Raw genomic sequence first — 14316 nt, 5'->3', positions numbered from 1 at the left:
CTTTTTTCCAGCTTTAGCGAGACAACTTAGGCGCTCCATTGGATTAGACGCTCCATTGCAGGTAGAGGTTGTGAAGGAACGGTAAACTTTGTAACGCGGAAATCCTTCTCGTTGAGAGAGACTGCTTGAGAGAGACTACGGCCCCCTACTGCGCCCTGTGGCAAAGGGGTTACGGGTAGCAATCGCCTACCCGCCGCCGACGATGGTGACCACTTCAAGGCGATCTCCTGCTTTGAGATAGGTGGTGTCCCAAAACTGACGGTGTAGAATTTCGCCGTTGTATTCCACCGCGACCAAGCGGGGGTTCAGGCCCAGATCGGCCAGGAAGGCGGGCAGGGCAGTCTGGGGCGGGCAGGTGTGGGCTTCGCCGTTGACCTGGAGGGAGACCGTATCAACCATGGGGAACGATGTCTTGACTGGGGACATTTAACTGGGCAATGACCTGTTGGGTAACTTGGGTGGGGTCGGCGGCTTGGATGATAGCCCGCACCACTGCGACCCGCTGGGCTCCCGCTGCCATCACCTCTGGGAGATTGTCCTGGTCAATGCCACCAATGGCGTACCAAGGGAGGGGAGCGTGTTGGGCAGCATAGCTGACGTAGTCTAGTCCCGCCGCTGCCCGGTCCGGCTTGGTGGGGGTGGCATAGACGGGACCCACGCCGATGTAGTCGGCTCCCTCTGCCACAGCACGAGCCATTTCCTCGGGATTGGTGGTGGAACGACCAATGATGCGATGGGGACCAAGGAGTTGGCGGGCGATAGCAATGGGCAGATCCTTCTGCCCCAGGTGGACGCCATCGGCATCTACCGCTAGGGCTAGGTCTACGCGATCGTTGATGAGGAATAGGGCTCCATAGCGATGACATAGCTCCTTCAGGTGCTGGGCTAGGAGAATGCGATCGCAATCATCCCCATCCTTATCCCGATACTGGACCAGCCGCAGTCCCCCTTGCAGCGCCGCCTCCACCACCGTGACCAGATTCTCCGTGGGGGCCGTCACCAGATAGGCCCGAGCTTGATGCAACTGCTGATGGCGACTGTAGCCCATCAAGTCGCTATCTAGGGCATAGACCCGATAGCGCATCTGCTTGCAGGCGGATCCCAGAGCCGGGTTATATAGCTTGCCATATTCCTCCAGCACCCGCAGCGCCTCCTCTACTCGGCAGAAGTTCGCCTGGAGCAGGTGGCTGAGACTAGTACGGGTTTCCTCCTGAGGATGGGTAAGATTCGTGCCGGGATCACCGGGGGTGTCACGGGCGCGGCGCAGATCCGGAGTGTGCCACTGGGCCAGTTCCTGGCGCAGGTGCTTGAAGGTGTCGGTCAGCTCCCGGTGGTTGAGGCCAAAACGACACCAGTCTTCGAGGATACGTAGACCTTCCCGAGCCCGATCTAGGTTGGCGTCGAGAATGCGATGGACCGCTAAGGGCGGGGAAGACGGAAATTGGGAGGACTCCATGCAGGACTGTAATGCCGTAAATAAAATGGACTCAATAAATGTAGATGGACTCAATTATTCGTAGGATGGCGGCATGGCTGCGCTAAAGCGGCAGCGTAAGGCATCAACGCCTTACTGGACGGTGCGTTACGGCTAAGCCTAACAGCACCCTACAACTAATGATTGGCGGGTGACCGAAATCCTGGAGTTTAGTTGGGGTTAAATTTTGACGGATCGAAGACCCTCAAAACTTTCCTAACGGAACACTAGTGGTCTGTCAAACCGAATTTTGTAGATTGGGTACAGCGCTAGCGGAACCCAACATAGCCCACCGCTGTTAGGTGACCCTTCGTTTCACCCAACCTACGCAGACTCACAAAGGTAACGTTGACAGACCACTAGGCGTTTTGTTTTGTTTTGAATTTTTCGTAGGGGCACGGAAACCGCGTCCAATCTAGGATGTCGCCAATAGGGATAGTGCCCACCGTTTGGCAGGATGTTTTCCAGAAATCTCCCGAGGGATGGGCCAGTAGGCTCAAATAGGCTATAGGTGTCGCCAGATTTCTGGCAGCCAGCGGGCGGGAATCTGGGACAAGGATCGCTGTTGGGCCTTGAGTCCCAGCCAGTGGGCTTGATTTCGCAGGCTGTGGACAATGGCCTGAAGGGCGGTTTCCCCTAGGGGTGACCCTGTAGCATCCCAGCCCTCTAGGGCATAGACATAGTGGGTAATGGCCTGCCGCCAGTGGTGGGCTCTGGCGGGGGTGGCGTGGCCCAAGGCAACTTGGTCGTGCACAACCCCCAGGCTGTGATGGGTGGCCCAGGGATCAAAGCCAAGCGGGCTGGGGACATTTCTCAAGGGAACCTCGACGGTGGTGAGGGCTACGTCATAGGCTGCGATCGCATTTTCCCAAGCTTGGCGTTGTTCTGGACTGCCCTGGGCACAGTGTCGCCCCAGATCCCAGTAGGCGGTGCCCAGATTGTTATGGGTAGCGGCATAGCCAGGAGCATCCACCGCTGGGGTGCGATAGGCCAGCACATCTTGGTAGGCAGCGATGGCCTGTTCTAAAAGCGCTACAGGCCGTTCTTGCTGGGCCAAACTCCAATAGGCGATGCCCAGATTGTTCTGGATTTGGGCATAGGCCAAGGGAGCCGTGTGGGGTGATCGGTGAGCCAAGGCTTCCTGATAGGCGGTGATCGCCCGGTGGAGATGGCTGGCGGCGTGGCTTTGCTGGGCCAGACTCCAGTAGGCAGTGCCTAGATGGGTTTGCAGCGTGGCGTAGGTAGTCCGGTCTTCCTCTGGGGTGGTATATTGCAGCGCCCGGTGGAAGGCCCGCACCGCACTACCCAAATGGGCCTCCGCATGGCCATGGACGGCCAGCAGACAGTACACCCCCCCTAAGTTGCTGTGGAGTCGGACCCGCGCATCATGCGTCAGAACCTGACTGGGGAGGGTTAGAGCCGCTTCGTAATGGCGTTGGCTGTCCTGAAGATAACGATAGCGATCGGCGGGGGGGGACGTTTGCTGGGCTAGGAGCCAGTAGAGGCTACCCAGATCGTTTAGGGCTTCTGCTCGTTGAAGGTCGAGTCCTTCCGGAGAACGGGCGAGGAGGGCTTCATACTGCTGGATAGCCGCTTCTAGGGCAGCGGGGCTGTGATCCCCGGCCTCGACTCGATCTCGCAGGGCGTAGGCCCGCTCCACGGCGGTGTCATGGTCCTGGGGGGGAGCCTGGAGGGATCTGGGCGGTACCGCTAGAAGTACCGCCGCCCCGGTTTGATGGCCCACGGAGAGAGGGTAGCCCTCTCTCCGTGGAGAAGGGGCTGAGGGAGCTGAGGGCGGACGCCGCCCCTCTGGGGGCTGGGGTAATGGGCTCGGTGATGGCGTTTTACGCTGGGGCTGATGCTTCAGAGGGGGAAATGCCCGCTGGTGGGGAATGGCCTGCTCTAACTTCGATAGATCTGCCTCTAGCTGATGCCACAAGGAGGTGGATGACGGCGGTGGGTCCACTGGCGGGGGGCCATTGTCTGATCCTGGGGACAGTCCGGGAGGCGGGTCTGGAGCGGGCGTGACAGGATTCGTAGGGGATGCACTCGGGGCAGCGGGGGCATCAACAGGGGGTTGGGAGGGCTGCGATGGTCCATTCGGCCCAGTCTCTGACCATCTCGGAATTGCCCATCCCCTCTCCGAGAGGGGGTGCTCTGGTCCCTCTGGGTCCGCTAGGGGGGTAGGGTCTCCTAAAAACTCAAAGGTGCGATCGCAGATCTGGGCCAGACTGGGGGCAACCCGATTGACTTGCCGTAGCCAAGGGCGTGGCAACCATAGCACCAAGCTACAGTTCAGGGACGGCCACCGCGTCGCCAGCCGCCGCAGGGAAGCCAAAAATCGATATTGTTCCTCCGAGGCGCAGTGGGTGAGTTGCTCCACCCCCAGAATTTGCAAATAGGGCAGTGTAAAGGGAGCTTCTCCCTGGACGCGCGCCATGATCTGTTGGGCGACATCTGGCCGCTGGGGATCAACCCGTAGCCAGGAGATCGGTTCGGCTTCCTGGGTGGCGGTGGAGAGAAGAACGCGGTCAAGAATGGCTGCTAGACGCCGTTGCAGCGGAATGTCGTCACAGGCGGCAAACCAGATGTGGTGGGGAGGGACGGCCTGGAGAGACTGCTGAAGGGACTGATAAGCCTCTTGGTTTAGGCCGGGTAGGGTTTGGGAATTGAAGGGAAGCACGACGCTGGCATTAACCACGGATAGGAACTCCAGTGCTAAGACTGTACTCCAATTCTCCCTAGGCTTGAGGGGGGCTCAGGATAGAACTGTGCCAATAAATTGCCAAGTGTCCCTTCCCAGGGAATTCCATCTCAAAACTCATCCCCTGGGCGGGCCAAAGGAGGGCCAAAGGAGAGCTGGGAATGAGCCAGGGGCCGAGGGTGGTCATGGTGGGCTGATATTCTGGAGGTCTGGTTTCCTTTCCCCTTGCCCGCCATGACCTCCTCCTCCGGCCCATCCCCCAGCCAGTCCTTAAGAGCCCAGCAACATCCCATGATTCGCCAACTGGCAGACACCATTGAGGGGATCTGGCAGCAACACTTGACGCTGGAGCCCTACCAACTGCCGGAGGATCTGGGCTATATCGAGGGCCGTCTGGAGGGGGAGCGATTGGTGATTGAGAATGCCTGTTATCAAACCCCCCAGTTCCGTAAGCTGCATTTAGAACTGGCGCGGGTGGGGCAAACCCTAGATATTCTCCACTGCGTCATGTTTCCTCGCTTGGACTATCCCCTGCCGATGTTTGGCTGCGATCTCGTTGGAGGTCGGGGCCAGATTAGCGCCGCCATTGTGGATCTATCGCCAACAAGTCGCGATCGCAAACTTTCTGCCCCCTATATCACTACCCTGGGCAGCTTGCCTGCAAGCTTTAGCCAGCCTAGGGACATCCCTACCTGGGGCGACATTTTTTCAGAGATATGTTTGTTTGTGCGCCCCGCCGATGGAGCCGAGGAACAGGAATTTGTAGCGCGAGTTGCCGCTTACCTCACCCTCCATTGTCAGCAGGCTGTCGCTATGGCCCCTGCCCCAGACCGCCAGGAGGAAACGTTAGAGGGACAGCAGCGCTATTGCAGCCAGCAGCGCCAAAATGACAAAACCCGCCGGGTTCTAGAAAAAGCCTTTGGCCCCGATTGGGCTGAGCGCTATATGACCACCGTGCTCTTTGATGCAGCGGTTTAGACGGAACGCAGCTTATAGGGGAGAGGGATTTGGGGTGTAGACGCGGAACGGCTTCTCTGCGAGTGGGTCTGCAAAAGTGAGATGTCTCCAGGAAACATCCACATCTGTAAAGAACTCGTAATATATGTAGCCTTGGCGATGCAGTCCCTTGAGAAATTCCTATGACCTCTTCTAATTCCTCTCCTAACCTGCGTCAGAGCGATATTGTCTTGGCCTACACCTTTCTACGGGTGATCCTGGGCATCAACTTCTTTAACCACGGCTTTACCCGCATAGGCAATATTCCCGGCTTCGTGGATACCATGGTGGGGATGTTCCAGGAAACCTTTATCCCCACTCCACTGGTACAGATCAATGCGATTCTCGTGTCCCCCATAGAGCTTATCTTTGGCCTGTTGTTGACCCTTGGGCTGTTCACCCGTCTGTCGCTAATCGCGCTACTGGGGCTGATGGTTGTTCTCATGTACGGTGTCACCCTGCTGCAAAACTGGGATGCAGCGGGAAGCCAATTGGTCTACGATTTCCTGCTGTGTATTTTGCTGGCAGGGCTGCGGTTCAACACCTTCTCCGTAGATGGATGGTGGCAGCGGCGGCAGGCTGGAACTCCACAGCAACAACGGGAAACCGTGAAACCCTTGAACTTTCTTCCAAAGCTGGCTCGGCGGCGGCAGCGCAGTGTGACCCGACTACTCCATCGGTAAGGGCAGGAACTCTCTAGTACCGCAAGACGTAAATCAGCCCACTATCGTCCCGTTAGCCCAACATTTTCTAGTCCCCTCTCCCCGTGGGAGAGGGCTAGGGTGAGGGGTCGAAATGTACCACGATAGAACGGTTAGGGTATTTACGCCGCAGATTACTAGGCGGTTGCTAGCCAAAGAATGAGAGTTGCGGCTATGAGCACGCAAACGATCACCCAAATCAGCCAGCGGCTTCGGTCAAGTTTCTGCCCTGGGAAGGTGATTTCAAGATCAATGTGAGCTGTCACCTTGATCTTAAAAAACGTATCCCAGAAGCCAGCCTTAACAATATTCTGGGGCTGCAAAGGATAGAGCAAGGGTGGTCGGGGAAATACCCAACGAGATCCTTGAATCTCCAGCTCACCCTTAGGGTCGCTCCCCGCCAATGCTGTAGCGTAAAAACAAATTTCTATCGGCACACTACTGAAACTGCGGCGATAGATGATGGCTGTCTCTCCAGCTTTAAGACTGATGGTTTGGGTCATGATGTGGAACATTGTGCCGCCCTAGTACCGCACGGCGTAAATCAGCCCATTATTGTCGCACCAGCCCAACCTTTTCCGGTCCCCTCTCCCAAGGGGCGAGGGCGAGGGCCGAGTGTACCACGATAGAACGGTCAGAGTATTTGCGCCACAGAGTACTAGGGTGTCACAATCTCCGTTACCACTTGGCCGCCGCCGCCGCCGCTGAAGACCACGGTTTGGGCCTCAATTCGTCCTAGGGCGCGGGGGCCGCGTACCGTCAGGCTCGGGTCTCCTTGCTGATAATTCACATTCCCTTCTGCAAGTACCGTCTGGTCGGCTAAATTCCAGGTCAGGTTGTCAGTCGTAAGGCGACCATTATTGCGGGCACTGATCGCCTCTACGGCACGGCTCAGGTGTACTGTATCCGCCGCTAGATCTAGCCGTCCCTGCTGGGCAGTGAGGGATGTGGCTTGTTCGTCGCTATCGATCTTGAGGGGCGTGTCGATAACCACCTGCTCCTGTTCCACATTCCAGATCGCCTGTTCGCTGGCAATTTTGAGGGAGAGGGTGAGGAGTTGCACCAGAACATTACTGGTGAGGGTGACCTGGGCGTTGGCCAAATCCACAAAACCGCGATCGCTGGTGGTGACCTCAGTGATGGTTTCATTCAGGAAGCGTTCTACCCGTAGCGGCTGTTTGCTCTCCACCTCCTCTGCCTCCCAATGCCAGCGGAGGGCATCGGCTTGGAGCTTGAGCCAGGGTTCGATTTTAGGATCTTCTACTACCGTATTTGCGATCGCATCCCCCAGCAGATCCATGCGTTTCACTCGGTCATAGACCCGAACCTCCTCGGCAGCAGCGCGCAGTTGAGGATGGGTGCCCGTAACGCGATCGCGCAGGATCATCACATCCACCTGGGTGCGCCATTCCATTTCATTGCCCCGCAGCACCACCTTATTTTGGATCCCTCGGGCGACAATATTACCCCGAAGGAAAATGAATTCCCCGTTTTCACGAATTTCCCCTTCCTGCCCCTCCACCCGATAGAGCAACTCCCCATCTTGATACAGTTCTCCCTCAGGATTTTTCACCACCGCCACCCGTTTATCGACGCTATAGGTGACGGTCTCCGCCTTGACCCGCCAGAGTATATTCCCATCATCGTCGGGCTGCTCTAGGGTGACATCCCGCAGGGTCAGACCCGTCTCCAATTCCGCCTGTTGATCCTCCGGCAGATAGTCATTGCCAGGGCCTTGACGTAGGGCCCGGAGCCCCACCACCAGCGCCAATCCCACAATGACCGCCCCCGCCCCCAACCAGTAGGCTCGCTTCATGATTCCCTTTACCCTGTGTGGGGTGATCCTAGCCTGGATTCTAGGGCAACGGGATGCCCCCTGAGCAGGACGCAAGGGACACCTCTAGGTTCCTCAGAACCAATTCAGAGCATCAATTCAGCTTGGGCTTGGCCACAACCTCTTCAATCGCAGCAACATCTTCCTCTAGGGGATTGAGAGGGCGATAGGTATAGCTACTGCTATTCCGGGGGAGTTTGCGAATGTCCTCCTTAATGGCCTCAAGATCAATATAGCGATCGGAGACATTGATCAGACTATCGCTGGTCATAGAGCGCAGGCTCACCACCTCAATACGGGCTCCCCGGTAGCTAGCAGCATCGACGGCATAGGCGAGATCACCATCACCGCTGACCAGTACTGCGGTGTCGTAGTAGTCCACGAGGGCAATCATATCTACGGCAATTTCAACATCCAAGTTGGCCTTCTTAGAGCCATCGGGCAACTGCACCAGATCCTTGGCAATGACCCGATAGCCATTGCGCCGCATCCACAGCAGAAAGCCCTGCTGCTTTTCATTGGTACGGTCAACGCCGGTATAGAAAAAGGAGCGAAACAGTCGGGAACCGGAGGTGAGGCGGCATAGGAGCTTGGTGTAGTCAATCTCGATGCCCAACTGGAGGGCTGCGTAAAACAGATTGGAGCCGTCAATAAAAATGCCGACCCGGCCTCGGTTTTCTAAAACTTGCTCTGGGGTAAAAATGGGATCATGCCCCAACATTTCGTGATTATTAATCATGATTTTCAAGGGTAATTCCTATGGGTTACGTTAGTGAAAAGTCTGATTCCAAAAAACTGGGGCATCGGTTTCAGAAATCAGGGAATTCGCTCGCCAACTTCGATGCGCTGGAAAATGGGCTTGGCCTCCCCCAGGGGTTGACCAGGAGGTAGATAACCCCAAGCACTGTGGTCAGCGTAGGGCAAGTGGGTGCCGACATCGTTTTGGTTAAAGTCTGCGGTTAGCCCCAGTTGGGAGTAGATGGCGTTGGCTAACCCCGGTACCACCGGAGACAGAAGGTAGGCGGCTAATCGGACCGACTCTAGGACGGCGTAAAGGACAGCTTCAGTTTCGGCCTGCTGTCCCTGCTTATACAAGCTCCAGGGAGCCTTATCATCCAGAAATTTATTGCTGGCCCGCACTAATGTCAGTATGCCCTCACAAACCTGACTAAATGCCAAATCTTCATAGGCGGCGGCGGCGACTGCCGCTAGCCCCTGCCCCTTGGACTTGAGGAAATGTGCGGGGGAGATGGAGGCGCTATCTACCACAGGGACTTGGCCGTTACAATAGCGTCCAGCCATTTTCAGGGTCCGGTTGAGCAGGTTACCCAGATCATTGGCTAGATCTGCATTGAGGATATTGATAAAGCGATCTTCGTTGAAGTCGCCATCCCGCCCAAATTCGATTTCTTTGGTGAAGTAGTAGCGGACGGCGTCGGCACCATAACGGGAAACTAGGTCCACCGGGTCTAGGGTATTGCCCAGGCTTTTGCCCATTTTTTGACCGTCCTTAGTCAAAAAACCATGGCCAAAGACTCGCCCCGGTAGGGGCAACCCAGCCGACATCAGCATGGCGGGCCAGTACACCGCATGGAAACGCAGAATATCTTTACCGATCAGGTGGAGGTTAATAGGCCACCATCGTGCGATCGCATTTTCCAGCGTGGGCTCCTCCTCCGGTTGCAAAAGGGCAGTCACATACCCCAGTAGGGCATCGAACCAGACATAGAGGGTGTGCTTAGGATCCGTGGGCACTGGGAAGCCCCAGTCCAAATTGACACGGGAAATGGAGAAATCTTGCAAGCCCTGCTCCACAAAGCTCAGAACCTCATTGCGGCGGGTGGCGGGCTGGATAAAGTCGGGGCGTTCAGCATAGAGAGCTTCGAGCTGCTGCTGATACTTGGAGAGGCGAAAAAAGTAGTTCTGCTCATCCCGCCATTCCACCACCTTGTTGGTGTGAATGGGGCACCGCTTTTCCGCCAGAAGGTCGCGCTCTTCCTTAAATTCTTCGCAGGAGACACAGTACCACCCCTGCTGGTGACCGACGTAGATATCATCCTGCTCCCAAACTCGCTGAAAAAACTCCCCCACAATGGCTTCATGACGGGGGGCAGTGGTGCGGCTAAAGCGATCGTAGGCAATGTTGAGCTGCTGCCAGAGGCTTTGAAAGCCCAAGACAATCTCATCGCAATGCTCCTGGGGAGCCTTATTGCGCTCTTGGGCCGTCCGCTGAATCTTTTGGCCATGCTCGTCTGTGCCCGTGATCATGAGCACGGAATGCCCTTGTAGACGATGAAAGCGCGCAATCACATCGGCGGCAATGGTGGTGTAGGCGCTACCAATGTGGGGTAAGCCATTGACGTAGTAAAGGGGAGTTGTAACGGCAAATGTGGTGTTATCGGCGGTCGCTGAACCCATATAAAAGGCGATGTCTTAAAGATCTCCTAATTGATGTCCCCAATCATACAGCAGGGATTTTGCGATCGCGTGGTTCTTAACGGCAGCTTTGGACCTGACAAAATACACCCCCTAAATTCTCTTCCTCCATCTCTGGGGAAGGCAGCAATTTTTCTGGAGAGACAGCACGATTGAGCAGAGATTTCTGCCGCCTCCATCTGGATGCATCGTCGTTGGGAGTCCTGGGAATTGGTGCAACCATCCTCTAGAAAATGCAGATTTTATTTATGTTCTCCGTCAACTCCTACCAACTGAATAAACCCCCAACGGGGCCATAACTGAACCATGGCTAAGCCAAAACAACGGTCGGGGAATTCTCGCCCTAGGATGGGATAGGCTACCGTAAAGGAATGTAAACCTACTGATTTCGCGTTTATGGTCGCCCTTGCACCCCTACCACTATGGCCCGAGTTAGAAGATCCTCTCACCCTATCCCGACAACTCTTGCAGGTGATGGGGACACAGGTACGGGTGTTTGGTCGGACCCATATTCCCCTTGGAATGCCTCTACTGGTGGTGAGCAATCATCGCAGCCTGATTGATGTCCCAGTGCTGATGACTGCTCTGCACCAACCCATTGCCTTTGCTTGCCATCACTACATGGCCAATGTGCCTCTACTGCGAGATGTGGTAGATCGCTTTGGGGCCTTTCCCCTAGATACGCCTCACCGCCGCCAAGGCCCTTTTTTCCGCTGGGCCATGCAGCAAATGCAGCAACACCGGACCATCGGCATTTTTCCAGAGGGGGCTCAACCCATGGTGAAATTGCAAGCTCCCCGGCAGGTGAATCCCTTTCATCGGGGCTTTGCCCATTTGGCGCTGCGGGCTCCGGTGGATAAGGTAGCTCTACTGCCCGTGGCCCTAGTTTCCGCAGAACAGGGGTTCGAGTCCCCGATTCCCCTACGACTGCTGAGTTGGTTTGACCCCACCGAGCCCCTGTTTCAGCAGGCGGGGGGGCACCCGGTCTTGGTCTATCGCCGGGTAGAGGTGCGCATTGGCGATCCGGTGTGGGTCACGGCAGCGGAGCGCCAACAGTATCGAGGGCGACGGGGCGCTGGACTAGCCCGAGATCTAACGGATCGTTGCTGGCGGCGAGTCCATGGTCTCTTACAGCAGGGGCAGGTCTAGGAATGGGGATCAATACTACGGATAGGGATTGTCCCGCTCTCCTGGCCCCTGTTGACCCCCGGCCCGACCTACCCCTGTTTCTCTATGTACCGGGTCTAGATGGCACAGGACAACTGTTAGCGCCCCAAGTCTCGGCCCTAGAGCCGCATTTTGACCTCCGCTGTGTGCAGATTCCGATGGGGAATCGTCAGAGCTGGCCCGATCTGGCAACGGCGGTTTTGGCCCAGGTACAGCCGATTCTGGATCGCCGTCCGTTGTATCTCATGGGGGAATCCTACGGCGCTTGCCTCGGTCTCCAGATGGCCCTGACGGCTCCGGACATTGTGCATCGGCTTATCCTACTGAATTCGGCCTCGGCCCTGCGGCACCAGGTATGGTGTCGTTGGGCTGGACAGGCCGCTGCACTGGTTCCAGACTGGCTTTTCCACGGTTCGGGTGCGATCGCACTGCAATTACTCGCCGCCTTTGATCGCATCACCCCCGAGGTCCAGCGGATGTTGATTAACGCAGTACGCTCTGTGCCCCAAGACTGTGTGGCGTGGCGACTGTCCATGCTACAAGAGTTCAATCCCAACCCTGAGGGATTCCAAGCCTTGACCATGCCCACGGTGCTCTTAGCCAGCGATCGCGATCGCCTCCTGCCCTCCCATGCTGAAGCCCTACGCCTGGGTCGCCTCCTGCCCAATGCCTGCATTGGGCACCTGCCCCATAGCGGCCATGGAGCCCTGCTAGAGCAGGCTGTGAGTCTGGCAGATCTCCTAGAGCGAGCCGATTGCCTGCCCCAATCCTTGCCCCTACGGTCCCCGAGCTAGAAAATTCTAGGCCCAGCTTTTGTCGAAGTGGTTTACATTTTGTTACAACTAGAGAGAACCATCGGAGCTTTTAGTGCCTATGCTAGGCCGTCTGCCAGGTCTTTCTGGCTCTAGACAAGGGGATGTGGGAGAGCGAATGCTCAACGCCGTAGCTACCCAGTCCCTACGTCAGCTATTCAGCCAAGCCGGAGGGCTAGAGGTTGAAATTCGCTGTTCCCCTCCTAGCAAGCTGCTCCAGGGCACCATCGATAGTTTTAAGATGCACGGCCATGACTTAGTCATCCGTCGAGAGTTTTATACGGCGGAGATGACCTTTGAAACCGATACCGTTGCCATTGACATGGGGGCGCTTTTGGCGGGCAAAATTCGCCTCAAGCAGCCCACCCAGGCTATTGCTCATGTGGTGCTAACGGAGGAGGCCATTAATCGGGCCTTTGAGGCGGAACTGGTGAAACCCCGCCTATCAAACCTGGAAAACCCAGAGCTGACCGCCCTGTCTGGTGGCGAACCCGTCACCTTTCGCGACGTGAATGTCACCCTTCTGCCCCAACAGCGGGTCGTAGTGGCGGCGGTGACGGATTTGCCCAATCGGGACAATGTGCCCCTATGCCTTCAGGCCACCCTGGAAGTGCAAAAGCGCCGCCGCCTCACCTTTACCAACGCCGAGGCGGATGTGGCATCCATGCCAGAGTCGGTCCGGCCTCTATCGAAGCTGTTGAGTAACGCCCTGCTGGAGGTGCTAAATGGCATGGTGGACCTGGATCGCTTTGACCTGGATGGCATTACGCTACGGCTGAATCGCCTTGAAACCCAAGGGCAAAATCTAGTCTTCAGCGGCTATGCCCAGGTCGAACATTTCCCCGGCATGATGTAGTCAGGAACGACGCCGCTCAATCAGCTAGACTCTTTATCTGGCAAGGGTTTTAGGGTTGAGCGAAGTCCAAACCTGTCTACAAGATGTCTACAAGATAATTGAGCCTACCGACTTAGAGCTATACCAAGTCCATAAGTGGGGAAACTCCACTTATGGACTTGGGCAAGATTTAGTAGGCCACCATCGGGAAACAAGACACCCCCGCAACATCCTATCCCCCGCAACATCTATGATGAACGGCGTACGCTAGAGGAAGGGACGCCATGGGGGCAGCGGGTGGACTCGGGGGCGGATGGGTAATGATCCCACTGCTGGGGGTGTCTCTGGTAGCGACGACACTGATTGTGGAACGGCTTTGGTTTTGGGGTCGGCTGATACGGCGGCAGCGACCCTTAATTCGTGCGGTGATTGAGAGCTACAGCTACAGCCCCGAGCCAGCCTTGGTCAAGCTCCAGCAGCACCGAGATCTCCCTGCTGCCCGGATTTTCCTAGCCGCCTTAACCCTGTCAGAAGCCACGCCAGAGGAGTTTCGTCTAGCCTTGGAAAGCGCGGCCCAGGCAGAGCTGCCTATACTCAAACGATTTTCCACGGTTCTAGACACTATCGTGGGAATTGCCCCGCTGCTGGGCCTATTGGGAACAGTTTTAGGATTAATTCAATCCCTGGGAGCCTTCCAACCGGGGGCCATTGACAGCGATCGTGCCCTCGGGGTCACCGTAGGAATTGGGGATGCGCTGATCTCAACGGCAGCGGGGTTGACGGTTGCTATTGTCACCCTGGTGTTTGCCAACCTCTTTCAGGGACTCTACCGCCGCCAACGGGCTTTCATTCAAGAATCTGGGGGACAGCTAGAGCTGATCTACCGTCGCCGACAGCGCCAGGGCTTACCGCTACCCCGCGATCAACGCTAGCTTTTCTCTGAGGAAATACAATTTCCATGTAGGCAGACTTCTTCCATAGGTGTCCATAGCCCCTAGGTCGTCTCCCTCAAATCTTGGGTAGGCCCGTTTGGGCTGTAATTCCCGACTTGAGTCCTGCTCAGATCCGGACCAACAGGGATTGAGGCAGAACACTTTTAGGGGCGCTGCTGCAAAACAGCAACGCCCCTAAAAGTTAATCCATTGACGGAAGCGGAGGGATTCGAACCCTCGAGGGAAGGTTTACTCCCCTACCTCCTTAGCAGGGAGGCGCTTTCAACCGCTCAGCCACGCTTCCACGTCAAAAAGAGTTGGTATTCAATTGGCTTGGTTATTATAGCCCCCGACCTGTCCACAGGTCACCCCTTTGCCGAGATTCTCCGCTTTCGCAGCCGACCCTAGGGTTGCATCCTGTGCCC

At 56.6% G+C, this 14316-nt stretch carries 13 protein-coding genes and 1 tRNA gene; 6 read left to right on the top strand and 8 right to left on the bottom strand.

Annotation, left to right across the window (positions count from 1 at the left end; all coding sequences use genetic code 11):
* Positions 1–186: 186 nt before the first annotated feature.
* The 3 genes from thiS to LEP6406_RS0201240 form a co-directional block, all read right to left on the bottom strand.
* Complete coding sequence (thiS, locus tag LEP6406_RS0201250) at positions 187–399, bottom strand: sulfur carrier protein ThiS (protein ID WP_008318962.1); 213 nt, start codon at positions 397–399, stop codon at positions 187–189.
* Positions 392–1456, bottom strand: a complete 1065-nt coding sequence (locus tag LEP6406_RS0201245) for a thiamine phosphate synthase (RefSeq protein WP_008318961.1) — start codon at positions 1454–1456, stop codon at positions 392–394. The genes thiS and LEP6406_RS0201245 overlap by 8 nt, the downstream gene beginning before the upstream one ends.
* 523 nt (positions 1457–1979) lie before the next feature.
* Positions 1980–4175: a tetratricopeptide repeat protein gene (locus tag LEP6406_RS0201240; protein WP_008318960.1), complete on the bottom strand. Its 2196-nt coding sequence runs from the start codon at positions 4173–4175 to the stop codon at positions 1980–1982.
* A gap of 237 nt (positions 4176–4412) precedes the next feature.
* On the opposite strand from LEP6406_RS0201240, the gene LEP6406_RS0201230 reads away from it, so the two are divergent.
* Both LEP6406_RS0201230 and LEP6406_RS0201225 read left to right on the top strand, forming a co-directional pair.
* Positions 4413–5156 (top strand): phycocyanobilin:ferredoxin oxidoreductase, encoded by a 744-nt coding sequence (locus LEP6406_RS0201230; protein WP_008318959.1) that lies wholly within the window; start codon positions 4413–4415, stop codon positions 5154–5156.
* Positions 5157–5317: 161 nt separating this feature from the next.
* Positions 5318–5857: a DoxX family membrane protein gene (locus tag LEP6406_RS0201225; protein ID WP_008318958.1), complete on the top strand. Its 540-nt coding sequence runs from the start codon at positions 5318–5320 to the stop codon at positions 5855–5857.
* A 155-nt stretch (positions 5858–6012) separates the two neighbouring features.
* Here LEP6406_RS0201225 and LEP6406_RS0201220 read toward each other — a convergent pair whose 3' ends face one another.
* From LEP6406_RS0201220 to metG, 4 genes are all read right to left on the bottom strand, one after another.
* Positions 6013–6378, bottom strand: a complete 366-nt coding sequence (locus LEP6406_RS0201220) for a hypothetical protein (RefSeq protein WP_155834605.1) — start codon at positions 6376–6378, stop codon at positions 6013–6015.
* A gap of 155 nt (positions 6379–6533) precedes the next feature.
* Positions 6534–7691: an LPS export ABC transporter periplasmic protein LptC gene (gene lptC / locus LEP6406_RS0201215; RefSeq protein WP_008318956.1), complete on the bottom strand. Its 1158-nt coding sequence runs from the start codon at positions 7689–7691 to the stop codon at positions 6534–6536.
* Positions 7692–7803: 112 nt separating this feature from the next.
* Positions 7804–8448 (bottom strand): LabA-like NYN domain-containing protein, encoded by a 645-nt coding sequence (locus LEP6406_RS26170; RefSeq protein WP_008318953.1) that lies wholly within the window; start codon positions 8446–8448, stop codon positions 7804–7806.
* Positions 8449–8525: 77 nt separating this feature from the next.
* Entirely contained in the window at positions 8526–10127 is a 1602-nt protein-coding gene (gene metG / locus LEP6406_RS0201205) for a methionine--tRNA ligase (protein ID WP_008318951.1), read from the bottom strand.
* Between the two features lie 414 nt (positions 10128–10541).
* Here metG and LEP6406_RS0201200 point away from each other — a divergent pair, with 414 nt between their 5' ends.
* The 4 genes from LEP6406_RS0201200 to LEP6406_RS0201185 all read left to right on the top strand — a co-directional run bounded on the left by LEP6406_RS0201200 (position 10542) and on the right by LEP6406_RS0201185 (position 13891).
* Complete coding sequence (locus LEP6406_RS0201200; RefSeq protein ID WP_008318950.1) at positions 10542–11294, top strand: lysophospholipid acyltransferase family protein; 753 nt, start codon at positions 10542–10544, stop codon at positions 11292–11294.
* Between the two features lie 2 nt (positions 11295–11296).
* The gene (locus tag LEP6406_RS0201195; protein ID WP_008318949.1) at positions 11297–12106 is read left to right on the top strand and encodes an alpha/beta fold hydrolase; all 810 of its coding nucleotides are present in this window, start codon (positions 11297–11299) and stop codon (positions 12104–12106) included.
* 136 nt (positions 12107–12242) lie between these two features.
* Positions 12243–12980: an LmeA family phospholipid-binding protein gene (locus tag LEP6406_RS0201190; RefSeq protein WP_409978138.1), complete on the top strand. Its 738-nt coding sequence runs from the start codon at positions 12243–12245 to the stop codon at positions 12978–12980.
* A 299-nt stretch (positions 12981–13279) separates the two neighbouring features.
* Positions 13280–13891 (top strand): MotA/TolQ/ExbB proton channel family protein, encoded by a 612-nt coding sequence (locus LEP6406_RS0201185; protein ID WP_225886385.1) that lies wholly within the window; start codon positions 13280–13282, stop codon positions 13889–13891.
* A gap of 214 nt (positions 13892–14105) precedes the next feature.
* On the opposite strand, the gene LEP6406_RS0201180 is transcribed toward LEP6406_RS0201185, so the two are convergent.
* Positions 14106–14195, bottom strand: a tRNA-Ser gene (locus LEP6406_RS0201180).
* Positions 14196–14316: the final 121 nt, after the last annotated feature.

It is taken from the genome of Leptolyngbya sp. PCC 6406 (genome assembly GCF_000332095.2).
GTDB lineage: Bacteria > Cyanobacteriota > Cyanobacteriia > Phormidesmidales > Phormidesmidaceae > PCC-6406.
Note: the sequence above shows the minus strand (reverse complement) of the source record. Positions and strands in the feature narration are given on the sequence as shown.